16 protein-coding genes are annotated in these 20,349 nt (G+C 38.5%); all 16 read right to left on the bottom strand.

What is annotated here, in order from left to right; genetic code table 11:
• Positions 1-7: 7 nt before the first annotated feature.
• Positions 8-1,063 carry a mannonate dehydratase gene (gene uxuA / locus M3226_RS03995; protein WP_251562815.1) on the bottom strand — a complete coding sequence of 352 codons (1,056 nt, stop codon included), beginning with the start codon at positions 1,061-1,063 and terminating at the stop codon, positions 8-10.
• A 15-nt stretch (positions 1,064-1,078) separates the two neighbouring features.
• On the bottom strand, positions 1,079-1,774 hold the full coding sequence (locus tag M3226_RS04000; protein WP_251562817.1) for a YesL family protein: 696 nt from the start codon (positions 1,772-1,774) through the stop codon (positions 1,079-1,081).
• Between the two features lie 184 nt (positions 1,775-1,958).
• Positions 1,959-3,617 carry an ABC transporter substrate-binding protein gene (locus M3226_RS04005; RefSeq protein ID WP_251562819.1) on the bottom strand — a complete coding sequence of 553 codons (1,659 nt, stop codon included), beginning with the start codon at positions 3,615-3,617 and terminating at the stop codon, positions 1,959-1,961.
• A 59-nt stretch (positions 3,618-3,676) separates the two neighbouring features.
• On the bottom strand, positions 3,677-4,549 hold the full coding sequence (locus M3226_RS04010; RefSeq protein WP_251562821.1) for a carbohydrate ABC transporter permease: 873 nt from the start codon (positions 4,547-4,549) through the stop codon (positions 3,677-3,679).
• 14 nt (positions 4,550-4,563) lie between these two features.
• Positions 4,564-5,484, bottom strand: a complete 921-nt coding sequence (locus M3226_RS04015) for an ABC transporter permease (protein ID WP_251563223.1) — start codon at positions 5,482-5,484, stop codon at positions 4,564-4,566.
• A 391-nt stretch (positions 5,485-5,875) separates the two neighbouring features.
• Positions 5,876-6,670, bottom strand: a complete 795-nt coding sequence (locus tag M3226_RS04020) for a Nif3-like dinuclear metal center hexameric protein (RefSeq protein ID WP_251562823.1) — start codon at positions 6,668-6,670, stop codon at positions 5,876-5,878.
• 74 nt (positions 6,671-6,744) lie between these two features.
• Positions 6,745-7,851 (bottom strand): Gfo/Idh/MocA family protein, encoded by a 1,107-nt coding sequence (locus M3226_RS04025; protein WP_251562825.1) that lies wholly within the window; start codon positions 7,849-7,851, stop codon positions 6,745-6,747.
• A 657-nt stretch (positions 7,852-8,508) separates the two neighbouring features.
• Complete coding sequence (locus M3226_RS04030) at positions 8,509-9,663, bottom strand: Gfo/Idh/MocA family protein (protein WP_251562827.1); 1,155 nt, start codon at positions 9,661-9,663, stop codon at positions 8,509-8,511.
• A gap of 47 nt (positions 9,664-9,710) precedes the next feature.
• Complete coding sequence (locus M3226_RS04035) at positions 9,711-10,556, bottom strand: SDR family oxidoreductase (RefSeq protein WP_251562829.1); 846 nt, start codon at positions 10,554-10,556, stop codon at positions 9,711-9,713.
• A 22-nt stretch (positions 10,557-10,578) separates the two neighbouring features.
• Positions 10,579-11,583, bottom strand: coding sequence for an endo-1,4-beta-xylanase (locus M3226_RS04040; RefSeq protein WP_251563225.1), 1,005 nt, complete (start codon positions 11,581-11,583; stop codon positions 10,579-10,581).
• Positions 11,584-11,735: 152 nt separating this feature from the next.
• Complete coding sequence (locus tag M3226_RS04045) at positions 11,736-12,665, bottom strand: carbohydrate ABC transporter permease (protein WP_251562831.1); 930 nt, start codon at positions 12,663-12,665, stop codon at positions 11,736-11,738.
• A gap of 11 nt (positions 12,666-12,676) precedes the next feature.
• On the bottom strand, positions 12,677-13,546 hold the full coding sequence (locus M3226_RS04050; RefSeq protein WP_374110545.1) for an ABC transporter permease: 870 nt from the start codon (positions 13,544-13,546) through the stop codon (positions 12,677-12,679).
• Positions 13,547-13,797: 251 nt separating this feature from the next.
• The gene (locus M3226_RS04055; protein ID WP_251562835.1) at positions 13,798-15,465 is read right to left on the bottom strand and encodes an ABC transporter substrate-binding protein; all 1,668 of its coding nucleotides are present in this window, start codon (positions 15,463-15,465) and stop codon (positions 13,798-13,800) included.
• Positions 15,466-15,547: 82 nt separating this feature from the next.
• Positions 15,548-17,347, bottom strand: a complete 1,800-nt coding sequence (locus tag M3226_RS04060) for a sensor histidine kinase (protein WP_251562837.1) — start codon at positions 17,345-17,347, stop codon at positions 15,548-15,550.
• A 5-nt stretch (positions 17,348-17,352) separates the two neighbouring features.
• Positions 17,353-18,939 (bottom strand): response regulator transcription factor, encoded by a 1,587-nt coding sequence (locus tag M3226_RS04065; RefSeq protein ID WP_251562839.1) that lies wholly within the window; start codon positions 18,937-18,939, stop codon positions 17,353-17,355.
• A 245-nt stretch (positions 18,940-19,184) separates the two neighbouring features.
• Positions 19,185-20,333 (bottom strand): glycosyl hydrolase family 8, encoded by a 1,149-nt coding sequence (locus tag M3226_RS04070; RefSeq protein ID WP_251562841.1) that lies wholly within the window; start codon positions 20,331-20,333, stop codon positions 19,185-19,187.
• Positions 20,334-20,349: the final 16 nt, after the last annotated feature.

The following is a 20,349-nucleotide window of genomic DNA, read 5'->3' on the forward strand; positions in this document are numbered from 1 at the left end:
TACTATACTATCGATTTAAGGCATCCCAAGCGCCTAATAAATACATGATGCCTAATGCCCGATCATATAGACCATATCCAGGCCGGCATTGTTCATCCCATATATGCCGGCCATGATCCGGACGGATGTATCCTTTAAAGCCGCTTTCATGATAGGCCTTCATGATTCCAACTATATCTACTGAACCATCTTGTGTTCGGTGAGAGGTTTCAATAAAATCACCATTTTCATAGATTTTCACATTGCGAACATGGGCAAACGGGATTCGCTCCGCAAATTCTCGAACCATTGCAACCACATCATTGCTGCGGCTTGAACCTAATGCCCCGCTGCAAAGTGTGATCCCATTGTACGCACTGTCAACAAGCTTTAAAATCCGTCGGATATTCTCCTGATTGGTGACAATCCGTGGTAAGCCAAATACAGACCATGGTGGATCATCCGGATGAATTGCCATTTTGATATCATGTTCTTCTGCCACTGGAATAATAGCTTCAAGGAAGTATTGAAGGTTATTAAATAAATCTTCTTCTGTTACATGTTTATAGGCTTCCAATAGATTGGTAATATTCTCTAAACGCTCAGGCTCCCAGCCTGGCATGGTGAAGTCAGGGTTCATGGCAATTTTATTTACCAATTCCATTGGGTCAATGTCATCCACTTTTGATGTTTCATAGAAAAGGGCAGTAGAGCCGTCTTCATGTGCTTTATATAGATCGGTCCTAATCCAATCAAACACAGGCATAAAGTTGTAACAGATGACCTTTACTCCCACTTTAGCCAGCTTTTCAATCGTACGTTTATAGTTTTCTATATATTGGTCCCGGGTAGGAGATCCGAGTTTAATATCCTCATGAACATTTACACTTTCCACTACATCGATATTAAAACCATATTGATCTGCTTGTCGTTTTACTTCTTGGATTCGATCCATAGGCCATTCCGCGCCTGCCTGCATATCGTGAAGCGCCCAAACGATCGTCTCTACGCCTGGTATTTGTTTAATATGATTTAGGGTTACAGAATCATTGCCCTCACCATACCATCTAAATCCCATCTTCATTCCTTTACCCCTCCGTTAATTGGCACTCTCATTTGGTTTACAAAAGTTCAATCTTAAATCTTCTAATACTTCCCTGCTATTAAGTAAAAATACATAACACACTACACTTGCCGTAAATAGGATGAAAAAATTTGAAGTAATCGTGGTTAAAAATAAGGTGATAATAACAATGCTGATATTCCCAAAGGTAACCTTTACCTTTTTGAAACTATAATAAATGGAAAGTTTCCAAATATCTTTCAATCTAAAGTTAAAGCCTGCATTAATTAAAAATGCATACATCATAAAAATCAACGTAACGATAATCCCTATGAAAAAGACTACTGATAAAATATGATGAAGTACTGATGGGTTTGAATTAAAGTATTGCAGGTCCACAAAAAGGATGTATAGAACTAGAAGAAGCGGCAGCCAAAATCGCATGGTATCTTTAAAATTTATTTGATATCCGTGAAAGAAATCTTTTAATGGAGAAAGTTCCTTATCCCGGATAAGTTTTCCCATTGAATAAAACAAGGCTGAAATCGAAGGTCCAGTCAGGATAAGAGCCAGAAAGTAAATCGTAATATTAGAAAAAGTAGGTTCCAGTGTCATAAAAAAGAATAAGAAAATAGCATTACAAAGGACAAAATATATATTTGTCATTAACAGCCAATAGATATAATTTGTAACTGAAAATAAGGTTCCTTCACCAAACTCTCTTTTTCTCATAATAAATCCACCTATCAAGTTCATTTTGATTGTGAAATTTCTCTAATAGAGAAAAATGGTTGTGAACGTGAGAAGTCAACTTTCTCTTCACAACCATCACCTATGTTGATTACGTTTTAGTGACCACTGGCTGTAATTCTATTAAAAAGTATTACAGGCAGTATCACACAATCACTTAATCTAATTACTTATTTTTCTTTTCAAAATCTTTATAAGCTTTATTAACCATATCTAAATATTTATCCATACCTTTAGCTTTTAATTCAGATACATAAGCATTCCACTCAGATAATGGACGAGTACCTAAAATGAACTTCGCTGTATTTTGTTTTACCGTATCCGTTAATGGTGTTGAAATAAGTGTTGCTTGTTCTTGATCAGTTGCACTCATTGGATATGGAGGATTTACTGGTAATACTTCCTTATTTTTGTGCATACTATCTTGGAATTTAACTTCTTCTTCGCTCATTGTGGATTGCAGTAAATCAGTAGTACCACCATAAGCAAATGAACCAGTTCCGAAACCATAGTCCACACGTAAATCTTTCTTTCCGGAAGGGTTTAAGCCAAGGAAGTTGATATCTGGCATAAGAACGCGTTTACCATTTTCCTTTTTATATGTTGTGCCTTCAACGCCCCATTTAGCTAATTCTTCTCCTTCATCGCTATACCAGAACCAGTCAATAAATTGAAGCAAGGCAATGAAATTTGGATCATCTTTGGCTTTGGCATTAATCATGATTCCGTTTTCTAATCTTGATCCAGCAATAACGTTTCCTTTTGGACCTCCAGGTACGTCGATTTTTGCAATATTGTATTTACCTTCTCCTAGCGTTTTGTCCATACTTGTACGCATGGTAACGATTTCTTGAGAGTTGCTGCTAATCACAAATGACTTACCATTTACAAATTTTTCAATCGCTTGATCGTCACTTTGTGATAAGCTTTCTTTGTCCAACAAACCTTCTTTAACAAGTCCATTAAAGTAAGTTAGCATTTCTTTATACTCTTTTGATGCACCAGCAAATACAAATTTATTTTTGTCTTGATCAAATGTCACATAGTTTGTTGTGCCCCAGCCGCCAACGGTACCAAAAGTAGGAGCGGCATATTGCAATAAAGCACCCAGCGGACTAACGGCTCCGGATGTACTCCAACGATCGGAGAATGGTGTAACATCAGGATAGATTTCTTTTAATTTTTTCAATGCTGCTTCAAATTCATCCCATGTTTTCGGAATCGCGATATTATTCTTTTCAAAAATATCTGTTCTTACAGCTAGTGTGTAATCTGGCCATACCTCTTCGTGTAAACCAGGGAGTAGATAATATTTACCATCGGCTTGTCTTAAATTATCAATCTCAGGCTGTAGTTTCCATTTTTTTACTTTATCCATGTAGTTAGGCATGTATTTCACGTAATCACTAATTGGCAGAATAGCACCAGAGGAAACAAATGGAGTTTCCTGACCAGGATACGTTTTAGGGATAATTAGCGGAGCATCCCCGGAACTAATTAACAAACTTCTTTTTTGGGCGTAATCACTCATTGGAACAACTGTTGGTTTTAAAGTAACATTCGTTCTTTTTGTGATTTCACTCCATAGCAGCCAATCCTTTTTATAGGCATACCATGCAGCATCATTGTACATTGTTGTAAACGTAATCGGTTTTTTCGCTTTAAATGTTTTTTCGACCCCGTAATCTGCCATGGCCGCTCCCTTATCCTTAGAAGAAGAAGCAGTTGAGCTTGTGCTTTTATCACTGCTGCATCCAGCCAATAAGCTGCTAAGAGCGGTAACAATTGCAACTAAAAAAGCTAACTTTTTTAAAATCTTTGCCATTGGATTTCCCCCACTTTATAATTTTTATAATGAACTTATGTAACTAAGTCGCATCCAGGTTATTGTTTAACGGATCCAAGCATGATGCCGGAAACAAAGTACTTTTGAACAAACGGGTACACCATTAATATTGGCAATACCGTTAATACCATTGTTACGGCCTTGATATTAGCGCCAATTTGCTGCAAATCATCTGCAGAGGTAGCACCGGCTGATTGGCCTGATGTTGCTCCCGCCAAAAGATTTCTCAAGTAAAGCGTCACTGGGAACTTGTCGGACTGATCCAAATAAAGGAATGCCCCAAACCATGAATTCCAGCTTCCCACCGCATAGAACAGGACCATGGTAGCTAAAATGGGCTTTGATAACGGTAAGATGATTTTTATAAATGTTCCATAGGTAGAGGATCCATCAATCGATGCTGCTTCTTCCAGTTCCTCTGGCATGGCTTCGAAAAATGATTTCATGATCAGCATATTAAAGATACTAATGGCACCAGGGATCACAATGGCCCAAATGGTATTGGTCCAGCCAAGATTTTTAATTAAGATATAATTCGGTATCAATCCACCGTTAAAAAACATTGTAAAAATTGCCATGGAAGTAAAGAACTTACGACCCATAAGACGCTTTTTCGATAAAACGTAAGCAAAAATGGTCGTCATTACCATTGCGATCAGGGTACCTAGAACGGTATAAACAATGGTATTTCGATAGCTCGTCCAAAACGTTTTGTCATGCAGAATAGTTTGATAGGTTGTAAGGTTAAATCCCTTTGGTATCAGGTTTACTTTACCTGCGTTAATCTCGGCCTGACCGCTAAATGACTGAGCAACGACATTCAAGAAGGGAAATAATGTTACATATATAACTAATAACAAGATAATTACATTAATGACTTTAAATATTTTGTACTGTACCGTTTCCTTCACTGGTCTCTCCTCCCTTACCACAATCCATTGTCTGTAAACTTTTTCGATAGAAAATTGGCAGAAAAGACTAAGAACAATCCAATGATAGATTCAAACAAGCCAATTGCAGTCGCATAACTAAAGTTGCTCGATTGTAAGCCAATCCTGAAAAGATAGGTAGAAATAACATCCGAAGTTTCAAAGTTTAATGGGTTATAGATTAATAAGATTTTCTCAAATCCAACCGCCATAATATTTCCAATATTCAGAATTAGTAGTGTAATCACGGTTGGAAGAATTCCTGGAATGGTGATATGAATGGTTTGTTTCCATCTGTTTGCACCATCTATTTTGGCTGCTTCATATAGAGAATCGTCGATATTTGTAAGGGCAGCTAAATAGAGAATCGCTCCCCACCCCATCGTCTGCCAAACTTCTGAGGCAACATATACCGGTCTAAACCAATGTGGATCTTGCATAAATAAGACGGGCTTGCCGCCAAAGAATTCTATTAATGAATTGATCGCACCACTCGTAGAGGTTAATTGTAAAATCATCCCGCTTATGATGACGACGGATAGGAAGTGTGGTAAATAAGATGCTGTTTGAACGAACTTTTTGAACTTTGTTGATTTGATCTCATTTAGTAATAAGGCAATAATAATCGGAGCAGGGAAACAGAAAAGTAATGTTAAACTACTGGTAATTAACGTGTTTCTAAATACCTGCCAGAAGGCCGTGTCTCCTACAAACATTTGAAAATAGTGAAGACCAACCCACTCTTCCCCAAAGATATTTCCCCCGGGAATAAATCTTCTAAAAGCAATAATATTACCAATCATGGGTATGTACTTGAAGATCACCAGATAAATGATTGGTAAAATAAGTAAAGAATACAGCTGCCAATCTTTTTTTAGTGCTTTTAGTACGAATGATCTTTTAGGAGTGGTAATAATCGGTACTTGGAGTTCTTGTGTTTGCTTTGATACCTCGACAACTTGCTTCAATGAATTCCCTCCTTATCTTTTTTGTTATTTAGTTTTTGCTTTTCCACTGATCGGCGGCATTGCTTAAGAAAGAATAAAAGTAATGCCTTTTACCTATAACATAGTTCGTATATCCTACAAACTATGTTGGTTGATTTTACCAGACTATTTGTCTCAATTACTTTGAAACATACTATAGCAATCCTTGTATATTTATTAAACATAGTTTGTTCGTCATACAAACTATGTTTATGTAACCATTTTAACACCTCTATTTTATAGGTGCAAGCGGTTTCAGACAAAATCTATCAATTTTTTTGTTAATCTATAACATTTTTATTATCTTTTAAATTTGTGCTTTTTAAACTACTTGGAAAATTGGCTTTTCTGGTATGAAATGAACAGGAATCCCTGGGAAAATAGTTTCGATCCATTCTGCCAAATACTTCATACCGGGTGCTTCGCTTTCAGCATGGCCGAGGACCATTAGTGCCTTTTGTTTGCCTTGATAGACGGCATCCCTGATAAACTCTGGAGTCTCCCACTCAGGACCTTCTCCTGAAATGATTAAATCAAGTTTTTCCTTCTCGAAAAGTGGTATAGATAAAGACCCTCCTCCTCGATATCCTGCTAACAAGCCGATACGAGTGCAAGTTCCATCTAAATTCCCTACCGTACGGACAAACTCGATTCCAAGTTTCCCCTTTACGTACTCAGCAATTTCCCTCAAAGACATGGAAGGAATCTTTACAATGGTTGATGTGGGTTGATTCTTCTCCACATAGGTTTTCCAACCCAATGCCTCAATCAAACCAACCATAATCCCATCAGGCTGGTACCTGTGTATATAATCATGAAAACGATAGATGGCTATTCCAGACTCTTTGATAAGCCGGCGCTTTTCAAGATACACCGGAGATTCTTCCACGATTTCGATATGATCTATATGGCTGTAAAACAGGCCTTCATGGGTAATCAACAGATTAGCTCCTAGGTTGATTGCCCTTTCAATAACCTTTTGTGTCGCCATAAATGTGATTGCGATTCCTTTTACCACCATGTTTGGATCACCAAACTTGAGCGTGTCAACGGTGTTAGGAATTTTATTCACTGGCTCCATTAATTTATCTAAGACAGCTTGGACAGTGATTGTCATTTCTTACCCTCTCCCCAATTATTTTTTTTGCAAAAAAGAGTTGCCATGTTAAGACAACTCTTTCCTATTAAACTTTATTTTTTATACACTAAAGGAGACTCTGCTGTCTCTATCCAAATCGCCTTTTCTTGGGCTTCAATACATAATTCAGCCGCTCTAAATGTATGTTCTTGGGTCATCGCATTTTCGGTTCCGTTTAAGCAATCAAGGATGAATTCGCCAAAGAACGGGCAGCCAACTTTACCTGATAGCTGGAAGTGTTTTTCTCCTTCATGATTTACTAGATATAGCTGGTCTCCTTTTGAATCTCTCGCAATATCAATATACTTCCTGACTTCAATATAGCCATCTGTCCCTAAAATAAAGACCCGTCCATCTCCCCATGTACCAAGACCATCCGGTGTAAACCAGTCGACGCGGAAATAAAAGGTGGCCCCATTATCAGCTACTAGTGTGGCATCGCCGAAATCTTGAAACTTCGGATACTCTTTAAAATGATAATTGGCTATTTTACTATGAAGTACCTTCGCATCTTTTGCGCCTGTAAAGTGCAGGAATTGTTCAATTTGGTGACTTCCGATATCACAAAGAATGCCGCCATAATATTCTGGATCAAAAAACCAGTCAGGCATGCTTTTTGGATTGGCACGATGCGGTCCTGTCCCAATGACTTGGACAACCCGGCCAATCGCCCCTTCTTCAATTAACTGTCCGGCAAAGATCGAACTTTCAGAGTGCAGGCGTTCACCATAATAGATTCCCCATCTAAGACCGGTCTCTGCTACCTTTTCTCTTGCCTGTTTCACTTGCTCCAATGTAGTAAACGCAGGCTTATCTGTAAAATAATGTTTACCGTGTTCAAGGACACGGAGGCCCAATGGTCCTCGCTCAGATGGAATATTGGCACTGGCAACTAGTTTAATGTCAGGATTGGAAAAAACCTCTTCTTCGGATGAAGCAATATTTGCCTCAGGGTATTTTGTAACAAAACCTTGGATTTTTTTTGGGTCTGGGTCATACACTGCCACTAACTGACCGCCAGCTTCGATTAAACCGTTACACATCCCATAAATATGACCATGATCTAAGCCGATGGCCGCAAATTGAAAGACTCCCGGCCGAGCGACAACCTTTTTAACCAACCCTTTTGGTGCATAATTCATCCCATCATTTCGATCCATTTTCACCGCTCCTTTTCCACTTTTACATTCATGCCTAGTCGTGATTTGTGTCGGTTTTGACTACCCTCGAGGCTCTTTTTTCTCCTGCTCGGTCGTCAATACGTTCCCTTGTCTACCAGCCGGGCCTTTTTTTCTCTTGCTCGGTCGTCAATACATTCCCTTGTCTACCGGCCGGGCCTTTTTTTCTCTTGCTCGGTCGTCAATACGGCCCCTTGTCTACCGGCCGGGCTTTTTTTGCTCTTGCTCGGTCGTCAATACGGCCCCTTGTCTACCGGCCGGGCTTTTTTTGCTCTTGCTCGGTCGTCAATACGGCCCCTTGTCTACCGGCCGGGCTTTTTTTGCTCTTGCTCGGTCGTCAATACGTTCCCTTGTCTACCGGCTGGGCCTTTTTTTTCTCTTGCTCGGTCGTCAATACGGCCCCTTGTCTACCGGCCGGGCTTTTTTTGCTCTTGCTCGGTCGTCAATACGGCCCCTTGTCTACCGGCCGGGCTTTTTTCCCTCTTGCTCGGTCGTCAATACGGCCCCTTGTCTACCGGCCGGGCTTTTTTTGCTCTTGCTCGGTCGTCAATACGGCCCCTTGTCTACCGGCCGGGCTCTTTTTTCTCTTGCTCGGTCGTCAATACCACCCTTGACTCGCTCAAGTCTCTTCAAAAAGAGCTATTCATACTTACCGCCGGTTGTAATTGCATTTTCTGAAAAACTAACGACATGGTTCTTTTTTTCATAAAAATGAGTGGCATTCTTTAAGACGCCGTCACTTGTATAAAATGGGCTTGTTTCATCTAGTGGGAGTTTTACCGTTTGTCCTGTACTAGAAGATTGATAGATGGCTGTAATGAGCTCCAGCGTTTTTCTGCCTTCATGTCCATCTACTAAAACTTCATTTTTACCCTCAATCCCTGATAATACATCATCAATTTGGGCGGTATGGCCCTCATATTCCAAATTGGACAATTGCTCATAGGCAGCTTGCAGTTTTTCTTCTAATTCTTCATCCTTTTCCGGGAAACCATTTTCCTTCGATTTTGATGCACAAACCTTCCATGGTACAGAGACACGTGCATTTTTCCCTTGGAAAATTAGCTGCTGTTCTTCTCCGTGATGTACAACGGAGCTTGTAATTTGCGCCAAACTGCCATTCGGATAGCGGCAGATGGCCACTGACAAATCCTCCACCTCGGCATTATCATGTGATGTATTACTCGCAATAGCCGTTACATCAGCAGGCATTCCATTCATCCAATGGAAAATATCAATATGATGGACAGCATGATTTAATGTACAGCCGCCTCCTTCTTTTTCCCAGGTTCCCCGCCACCATAAATCATAATAACTGTAGCCCCGCCACCAGAAGGAATCTACCTGAGTATGGACAATCGGGCCCATCAGCTTTGTATCAAGAATGGCTTTTAATTTCATCATTGGATTGGTAAAGCGATTTTGTGATACAACCGATAAAATTTTGCCGCTTGCCTTTTGAGCCTGATTCATGGCATCGCATTCTTCCAGAGAAGAGGCCATTGGCTTCTCAACAAGGACATGCTTTCCAGCCTGTAAAAAGGCAATCGATAGTTCAGCGTGCGTATAGGGAGGGGTACAAATAGATACCAAATCAATATCCTGGCGTTGCAGCATCTCTTTATAATCGCTGTATATATCTACTTTTATATTGTGAGTCTGGGCGCTTTTTTCTGCCTTTTCAGGATAGATATCACAAATGGCTACAATTTTACATCTTTCAAAAAACTGTTGATAGGCTCTAATATGTGCAGTTGCAATCGCACCTGTACCAATTATGGCTACGTTAATCATTTATCTACCATCCTTCCAAACTCGTATTTTTGCTGATAAAAGAATTCTTAGACACCTGAATAGGACATAAAGCCGCCATCCACTGGCACGCTTATGCCTGTGACGAACCCACTTGCATCCTTGTCGGCAAGCCATAACAGCGTCCCAAGTAAATCCTCAGGTTTTCCTAAGCGTCTCATCGGTGTATGAGCTAAGATTTTATTGGTTCTTTCTGTATTCGTTCCATCAGGATTCGTTAACAGAGCCCGGTTTTGTTCGGTTAAGAAAAACCCAGGTGCAATCGTATTTACCCGGATACCTGTCTCAGCAAAATGGACCGCAAGCCATTGTGTAAAATTTTCAATGGCCGCTTTTGCTGCACTATACGCCGGAACCTTTGTCATAGGACTAGGAGCGCTCATCGAAGATATATTAATGATCGATCCTTCATTATGAATCATTTTTTTGGTGAAAATTTGAGTAGGAATTAACGTACCAATAAAGTTTAGGTTAAAAACATAACCAAATCCCTCCGTGGTCATATCAAAAAAGGTCGTTAAATCTGATTGTCCAAGATCACCTAGTTCAAAGATTTCCTTTGAGGTAATCCCTTTTGGATGATTTCCACCTGCCCCATTAATTAATAGGTCACAGCTTCCATATTCAGAAGAGACGATCTCTTCAGCTCTTTTTACGCTTTCAACGTTTAATACATCACATTCGATAGCGAGGGCTTCCCCGCCAACACTTTTTATTTCATCTGTTACGTTTAAAGCCTTTTCATAGGTGCGGTTTAAAATCGCCACCTTCATTCCTTGCCGGGCTAACTCTTTCCCCATGCAACCGCATAAAACTCCACCGCCGCCTGTAACGACTGCCACTTTTCCTTGTAAATTTAGATTTAATGGTAGCATATGATTCTCTCCTCCTGTTTCATTAAAAGCTAGTAACCTTCCAAAACGCTTCCTTTGGCTGATGATGTTCATCGAACAAAAATGGCCAGTTTTTACGTCCTCTTACTGGAAAATCATTTAACCAAGTATAATCATCGGCAGCACCCCAGAACGTGACGGCCGTAATTACCTCTCGATATTCTCTAAGTAATTCAAATACCTGTTGATATCTTTGGGTCTGCTGTTCAATAATTTCAGCTGTTGGTGCTGTAAGGTCTGTCCGCTTGTCTTCATGGTTGAAAACGGATATATCCAATTCTGTCAGCTGAAGCTTCAGTCCAAGGGATGCATATCGTTCAATGGCATCACGAATGTCCTCCAGGCATGGGTTTGTTAAATTCCAGTGTGCCTGAAGACCGACTCCGTGAATAGGGACCCCTTTTTCAACCAACGATTTAACAAGCTGATAAATCTTTTCCCGCTTCCCTGGATTGGATTCATTATAGTCATTGTAAAAAAGCAGGGCATCGGGGTCAGCGGCATGTGCAAATTCAAAGGCCTTTTCTATGTAATCTTCGCCGATGATGTCTAGCCAATTAGTTTTTCTGTACAATTCAGGCCCTTCGTCAGTTACTGCTTCATTGACTACATCCCAACAGTAAATTTGTCCTTTATATCTCTGCATGACAGTGGTCATATGGTCTTTCATCCGTTGTAACAATTGATCCCTGGTTACCCTTTCTCCTTCAGAATTTTTAAAAACCCAGTCAGGCGTTTGATTGTGCCACACCAATGTATGCCCACGCATCTTCATCCCATGTCTTTTTGCAAACGCTGCCAATTTATCGGCTCTTTCAAATGTAAATTTGCCCTCTTCCGGTTGTAATAACTCAAATTTCATATCATTTTCTGCTGTAATACTATTAAAATGCTTTGCTAATAAATTTTGCTGTGTTTCAATTGTACGAAGGTTTACCGCTGCACCAATGTTAAAATAGCTTTCATAGACTTTCTGTAATGAAGGAACCTCAACACTTGTCTTTGCCATCATGGACCATCTCCCATTAACATTTGGAATTAAGTTAGTTTGTTTATACAAGCAACAAACTAACTATATGTATATGATATAAAATTTATAACCCATTTACAATAAAATAACAGAGTTTTTTCAAAAAACTCTGTTACTATTATTTAATAGAATCAACCTTTAACCCCACCCAATGTAAGCCCTTTTACAAAGTACTTTTGTAAGAAAGGATAAACCATAATAATTGGTAAGCTAGCTATAATTGTCATCGTAGCTCTGATTGATGTTGGTGTTACCATATTGGCAGCAGCGGTTGTATTGGAAAAGGCATCCGTCGCTGTTTTACCGGACATAGAAGCGTTTGAGTTTTGCAGAATTTTCATCAGCTCGTATTGGAGCGTACTTAAGTTTGGATTAGAGGAATTATACAAGAATACATCAAACCAAGAGTTCCATTGACCAACGGCGACAAATAATGAAACCGTTGCTAGTACTGGAAGTGACAACGGAAGGACAATTTTGATAAAAGTCGTAAAATCCCCTGCACCGTCAATTTTTGCTGATTCAAATAAACTCTCTGGAATTCCTTCAATAAACGAGCGAATAACGATGAGATTAAATACCCCAATAATCCCAGGGATAATATAAACCCAAAAACTATCTATTAAATTCAACTCTTTAATAAGTAAATAGTTTGGAATAAGCCCCCCATTAATATACATGGTGATAACGAAGGCGATCGTCACAAATTTTCGTAACACATATTCCTTGCGGCTGATGGTGTAAGCCACCATTGCCGTACATAGAACGGAAGTTAATGTTCCAATTACTGTTCTCAAAATGGAGATAAAAAAGGAATGAAAGATGCTGGCCTCACCAAAAACATACTTATAGTTCGCCCAAGTAAAATGTCTAGGCCAGAGGAAGATTCCGCCTTTTAACGAATCATTCGCCTCATTCACCGAAACAGCCATTTGATTGATAAACGGATAAATCATCACGATACAGAGAAAAATCATAAACGCATAGTTGAAAAAATCAAAGACATAATCGCCTGGACCTGAATAATGTTTCGTTACTTTAAACAATCGCTTTTGTTTCATAATTCTTCCTCCTAGAAAAGCCTTTGCTGATCAAACTTTTTGGCAATATGATTAGCTGTAAATAAGAAGATGAAACTTACAACGGTTTTAAATATACCTGCTGCCGTTGCGAGCGAGAAATTCCCCATGGAAATCCCGTATTTCAACACATATATATCAAGGTTTTCCGAATAGTCGAGGTTCATAGGATTTCCCAATAAATATTGGGCTTCAAAGCCTGATTCTAAGATATAGCCTAAATTCATTATCAATAGGATGATGATCGTTGGTTTTAAAGATGGAAGTGTAATATATCTAATCCGTTGCAATCTCGTTGAACCGTCAATATCTGCCGCCTCGTACTGTTCTGGATCGATCATCGTAATGGCGGCTAAATAAATAATCGTATTCCAGCCAACATTTTTCCAAACATCTGAAACTCCGTTAATTCCCCAAAACCATGTTTCCTTTCCAAGCCATAGGATCGGCTGATGAATAATCCCCAGTTTCATTAATACAATATTGACAATTCCAGTATCTGTGGATAGAGAATAAGAAATGATGCTTGCCGCCACAACCCATGAAAGAAAGTGAGGCATATAACTGATGGTTTGAATAATTTTTTTAAACTTCGTATGTCTTATTTCATTTAAAAGCAGCGCAAGACCGATAGCGGTTACAAAACCTAATACAAGGTTAATGACACTCATGCCCAGTGTATTACGGAGCACTCTGTAAAAGTTCGCATCACTAAATAAAAATTTAAATTGAACAAATCCGTTCCATGTTTGATCAAATAGGCCTAATGCGGGTTTATAATCCTGAAAGGCAATACTCCAGCCCCATAAAGGGATGTACTTAAAAATAAACAACCAGGTCAAAAATGGAATACTCATGGCCATAAGTGCCTTTTGGTTTTTCAACTTCTTGAAAAATAACCCCTTTTTCTTATGAGACTGTATCGAGACTGAGGTTTGAATTACCTCATCAGCAACTTTCGTTTCTGCCTGCATTACTAGCCCTCCTCTTTAAGAAAAGTAATAAGTAGCTTGTCTTTCCAACTGTGATTGTTTGAAAATTGTCACTTGAAAGGGCCAAGGCCGATATAGCCAATTTGGCAATATCGGCCTTGGTTTTTAGTGTTTCTGTTATTCTACTTTTGTTTGGCTTGTTCAATGCGGTCCTTAACCACTTTATCCATAGTAGATTCATAGGCTTTTACATCTAATGCATTGTATTGCTTTACATACTCATTCCAAATCGAATTGAATTGTGATGGTGAAGATAATACTAATTTAGGGAAGTATTTCTTTTCTAAATCCGTACTTCTTTGATCAAATATTTGTGCTGGAGAGCCTTGTGGAATCTGTGCGCTCCATGTTGGATACCATGGACGATCATCTGGTTTAGCAAACAAATCAGAGAATACTTTTATACCGTAGGCCTGTAATAATTTCTTATCTCCATCTGTGTAGGAAGCTATAGCCACTTCAGGTTGTTTTCCAGGCAACCAAGCATTTCCATCGCTATACAGACCGTCACCAACAGGCCAGTACCAATCAAAAGTGGTAAATCCAAACTTATCATTGAATGCCTGATCACTTGTTTTTGCAATTTCTTCTTGAGTACGATAGTATCTGCCTTTACTGTCGACTTCATAAGTTTGTCCTTTAATTCCCCACTCTACTAACTTTTGATTTTCTTCTTTACAAAGTGCATCTAAGTATTTAATAATTCGAACAGGATCTTTCGCACTAACCGTAATCCCAACACCGCGGTTGTTTACAAAAGTTGGCGGATCAATATATTGATCTTTTATACTATCATCAAACGTAATTGGCAACGCCATGTATTGTTTATCGTCATTTCCTGCTTGTTTAAGATTGTTTAAGGATTGGGAAATCTGCCATTGATAATCGTAGAATCCTAAGACACGGCCGGAAGCAATCTTAGCAAGGTATTCATCATAGTTGGAAACAAATGCTTCCTTGTCAAATAACCCCTTATTATTTAGCTCATTTAGCATTTTTAGATAATTCTTAGTGATGTCCTTGTTACCGTACACGGAAGATTTATGTGTATTCATATCAACAATGACACCGCCATCATTTGGCGAACCCGCTAAACGTGCAGGAGTTCCTGAAAGTGTTGAGAATCTCCAGTCATAAGTTAGAGCTGTAAAACCGATTGTTTTTGCGCCGTCGACAGTCGGATGTTTTTTCTGGTAATCTTCGATTAGCTTGAAATATTCATCAGCAGTTTTAATTTTAGGATAGCCGGCCTCTTTAAGAACTGCACGCTGAACCCAAAACGCACTCTGTTGAATATCCGGATATGGAGCATAGCCTTGACTTGCACCAAATGGTATAAAATAAATTTTACCGTCTTTCGGGTCTTTCATCCGATTTAAGTAAGGACCATATAATTTCTTAAGATTTGGGGCATATTTATCAATTAAGTCAGTAAGATCGATAAAAGCACCTGCTTGCACTACTTTATCAATAGCGGTATCAGGAACAAGAAGGTCTGGGTATTTTCCGCTGGCAATCATGGTTCCTATCTTTGTATTAACGTCACCCACAATGTGCTCAACCTTAAAGTTTACACCGGTTTGTTTTTCAAGTTCTTTACCAATGGTGGTTTCATCGGTATTCAAGTCTTTTCCTGCCGCACCAGCATTAAAATAAGTATAGGTTACAGGAGATTTGTCATTCTTGTTAGAATTTGTACTTGTACTTGCACTTTGGTCTTTTGTACATCCTGCCGCAGTAAATAACATGGTAGCCATTAATGGTACTGCCAAAAGTTTCTTGTTAATCATTTACTAACCCCCTATTTCTTTGTGATTACATGTTTATTATAAAATGTAAGGGCTTTCTTGAAGTACCTTAAAACTATAGTTTTTACTTAGGAAAGTATAGTTTGTTTTGTGGAGTTTCCATTTCATTGCAATTTATACTAGATTTATAGGGGATTTTTATCGTGATAATCGTCCCTTTTCCTTTCTCACTATCCACGTAAAAGCGAAATTGATCCGCGTAGTACATCTTTAACCGATAAAATACATTCTTTATCCCCACACTATTCCCCATTTCCTCCTCATTTTCTAAGGAATAGAGTATTTGTTCCTTTTTATCAGCCGCCATGCCTGCACCATTATCGATAATCATACATGTTAATATATCTTGATTAACGGTGACTTTTACACTAATTTTCCCATTTCCTTTTAGAGGCTCTATTCCATGGATACTAGCATTCTCAACAAATGGCTGCAGGGCCATATTCGGAATCATACACTGTTCGGCAGCCTCATCTATTTCAATTTCGTAATCTAGTTTTTCTCCAAATCGGTACTTCTGTATTTCTAGAAAACTAAGAACGAGGTTTACTTCCGATCGAACCGTCATCATATCTTTTCCCCAAGTAAGGGAGTTACGAAAGATTTTGGCCATATTATGGATAATATTTGCGGTCTCTGTCTCCTCTTTCATTAAGCTTCTCATTCTGATGGTTTCAAGTGCATTAAACAAAAAGTGCGGATTAATTTGACTTTGCAGGGCGCTAAGCTGAGCACGATTTCGTTTAATCTCCATCTCTTGCTTTTGGATATTAGCCATAAATACATCTTGAATTAGTTCCTCAATTTTCCTAATCATTCGATTAAACTCACTGGTTAGGATACCTATTTCATCCGTGAATTCTGGATCAGGAATCTTTTCAAAATTCTGATCGCCCATTTTTTTTACATGCCTAAATATGCGCTGTAACCTTCTTAAAAAGGACCGATTAATGATGATAATGATAATCGTAGGAATGATGATATTAATAAAGGCCAAATAGAGAATAAAGCGTCCGGACTTGTTAACTGTTTTAAGCATTGTTTTTTCAGAGATAGTCCCGACAACTTTCCAGTTTTGAAGATAGGCTTGGTCCAAGTAGGTTGAATTTAGGATAACCGTCTTATTTGTTTTCGAGATCTGATTAAATCGAATAGGTTTTTTTCTCCATCCTAAATCTTTTTTTGTTGAATATTCAATTTCCCCCTTTTGATTAAGAAGATATATATCTCCTTTAAAGGTGACATTATTGAATATATTTTCGATAGTTGCAGGATTGATTTCGATTCTTACAATCTTTTCTTTATTATTAAAGTTAAAATAATCGAGCTTTCTTATAATACTAAACGTGGGTGTTTGTTTATCGGTTATGGATCGCAATACGATAGGAGACGTATTACTACTTTCCATTATTTGTCGATACCAAGCTGATTTTTTGATTTCTTCCGTTAATGGATAGACCCCGCCCGAGTAGATCATCGTTGGGTTATCCGTATAAAAACGTATTGAATTGATCGAAGGATTAATTGGACTTGACTGGTTATAGGTTCGTAAATAAGTGTCATAATCATCAACGTAATCAACATCTGACGGATAATCTTTCTCTAAGAATAAATTAATATTGGTATTCGTATAGAGGGAGGAAGATATCCCAACGGCGTCGTCGATAATCTTCCCAAAATCATTACTTATTTGGTTTAATGCCAGCTGCGAGTCGTGCATTTGCTGCTTTTTCACATTGTCGATTGTAACGGTATAAAAAATAATATTGGTTAAAACAATCGGAATAAGGACCGAAAAAATATACATTATCAATAATTTTTTACTTAAACGAACATTATGAAAACTAAATTTTGCTCTTTTCATAGTTATCACACTTTTCTTTTCTCCAGGAGTTTATTCCGATATTCAGACGGGGTTAATTTTTCAAACTTCCCAAACATCGTCACGAAATAATCAGTATTATTAAAACCTACTCTTTCGGCAATTTCATATATTTTCAGTTCCGATTGTCTTAGCAGTTTTTTTGCCTCGTTAATTCTTACTTGCAGCAAATAATCTTTAAAATAGATTCCATAGGTTTTCTTAAATAACTGTCCTAAGTAGACAGGATTCATATAAAACTTTGCTGCAATGGATTTCAAACTTATATTCTCCCGATAGTGTGTGTCTACAAATTGTTTAATTTTATGTGCCTCACCATCGGCAGATTGTTTACGAAGCAGGGTGATAGCCTCTTTACTTTCTAGCACAAATTCAAGAAACTGTTTCCTTAATTGCGGCAAGGTTAAATTATAGTTTTGCAATTGAAGCATTGTCTGGAAGTTTTTTAGATTCGATACTTCCCCCTCCATATTTTTAATAATTTTTAAAATCGCGTGTACAAAACGATTGATGGATGCTTGCACGGCTACTCGGGCCATTTTTTTTGAGGCAAACTGAAGGAATATTTTATCGATGGTTTCCATAATCCCTATGGTTGAATTTTCTTCTATTTGCTCAATTAATAAGTGATAATAGGAATCCTCGAGCTCCGTATAGGTAATCAATTTATTGTTTTCTATGTCTTTAGAAAAAATGATATTTTTATCTTCATAAACATATTTATACTCGCGTGCATTTTTGGCCGCTTCAAAGGAGTCTTTTAACATATGTAATTTAGGAACAGCAGGCCCGATATAAAAGGTGATAGCTTGAGTCATGCTATTTTTAAGTAGTCCGTGGAGCCACTTGACAAAATGATTGATTTGCATTTGAAAACGATGCAGATAGGTAGAGGGAATTAATAGTCCATAACTGCCTTGATCTAACTCTTGAATAAAAACTCCCACATGATGGTCGCAAATCTCGCGAATAATTTTAGTGACTTTTTCCTTCACATGGTTATCAGGGACCGTTTCACTTAGAGCTTCAGGAAGTCCATTCACCTCTAGTATCAAATAATAATAGTCGGCTGCACTTCTCAACGATAGTTCATTTGAAAAAGAGTATGTATCTTCCTCGTTGACTTTTCCAAAAATCAGGTTTTCAAGCAAGACAGCTTTCTTTATTTGGATGTTTCTAGCAAAAACGAGCTTTTGTTCAGCTATCGTTTTAGAAAGCGATTGTAAGGTCTCCTCAATTTCTTCTTGGTCTATTGGTTTTAGAATAAAATCATGCACACCATAACGAACCGCTTGTTGAGCGTATTTAAAATCACTATAACCACTTATAATAATAAAATTAGGATGATATCCCTCTTTTTGCATCACTTGTTTAATTAACTCTAAACCATCTAAAACAGGCATTCGGATATCAGTTATGACGAGCTCAGGATTTACTTCTTTAATTAATGCTAACGCATCTTCACCATTTGCTGCCTCTCCTGCAACTTCAAATCCACATGCATTCCAATCAATTAAACTTCTTAATCCTTTTCGGAAAAAATTTTCATCATCAACTAAAATCACTTTGTGCATGTCTATTCAACTCCAATTAGATGAAATTAGCGAATTGGCACTACCAAATTATATAAAGCGCTTACATAATAAAAAAGACGGTAAAATGTGAACAGGACTCACTGAATTTTTCATGGCAGCCGAAAGGTGGGGGCATTTGGACAAGACTACTATAGAATTTTCCATATAAAAAATCATAAAAGACCAATGACTTGAAGAGCGCCTTCAAGCCATCGTTTAAAAGTGATTAATTAAAATTCACCTTATTAGGGCATCCAAATTTTGTAGTTGCCGCTTAATGCTAGTAAACTGAAAAAATACAAACAGTTATCATAATAACGTCTGACTCCGGTCCGAACAGGCGTATTCCAGAATAACTCCACCCATTTTAATCGGTCTGGACCATTGGCGGCAAGGGACGCCATGGCATTTGTCGCAAGTAAACCGACCGGATGAAGAGATTTTTCCTCAAATGGAACGCCCGCAATCGTATATCGACGATAATCAGCCGGGTCCTTATCTGCAAAGAAAGCTTGAAGCTTATTTGCCTCTTCTGTTTCCCATTCATCGACTCTAAACCACTCATAGTCCAGGCCAATATTAGCTGCAACCCGGTAGGCATCACTGAAAAAATGACCATAGCCCCGTTCATTGTTTGGTGTGCCATCATAGTATGCATACTCTGGGGCTAAGCCTGTTTCAGGATGACAGGAAATTTTTAAATACTCCCTGCTTGCTTTACTTGCTTCCTTCCAGAAGGCACGGTCCTCTTCATAAGCCCACAATGCAAATAATTCATAAAAATGTGGTAAATGATAGGATGGGTCCGAGAACTCAAAATTAGGGATAAATTTAATTAATTTATTCTCCCTATTCCACATCGGGAATCCGACCCCATCTTCTCCTTTATGAAGACAGGTGCGGAGAATGTCTTTTGCTTGAACGCTATAGTTAAAAGGAGCTGGAGCATCTCCCCAACGGTGGGAGGCAAAAAATAAGGCCATAGCGAAGAACTCTTCCCCATCTGGTGCTGGACCGTAGGCATTTTTCGTACCATCAGGCTGACAAGACCAGGCAAAATAACCGGCATTCTCTCCTGTCGTCATATACATGTACTGATATGTCCACTTCCAAAGCCGGTCAAAAACTTCCTTATTATCGATTTGTACCGCCATCATCATTCCATAGGACATACCCTCGGTCCTGACATCGAGGTTCCCGGTATCGAGCATGTAACCTAAATCATCTCCGACTGGATAATAGATTCTGGTATCTTCATCCCCATTAAAGAGCTGTTCCCAATTGTCCTTAATTCTTTTATTAATTTCTTCGTCTGTTTTGCCAATTTCTTTGAAGAGATTACGATATTCCCCAGTGTAAAAAGAGCCTTCCTGCTTTTCAACTAACTTTGTCATATGTCCCCTCCATATA

The organism is Neobacillus cucumis, assembly GCF_023715505.1.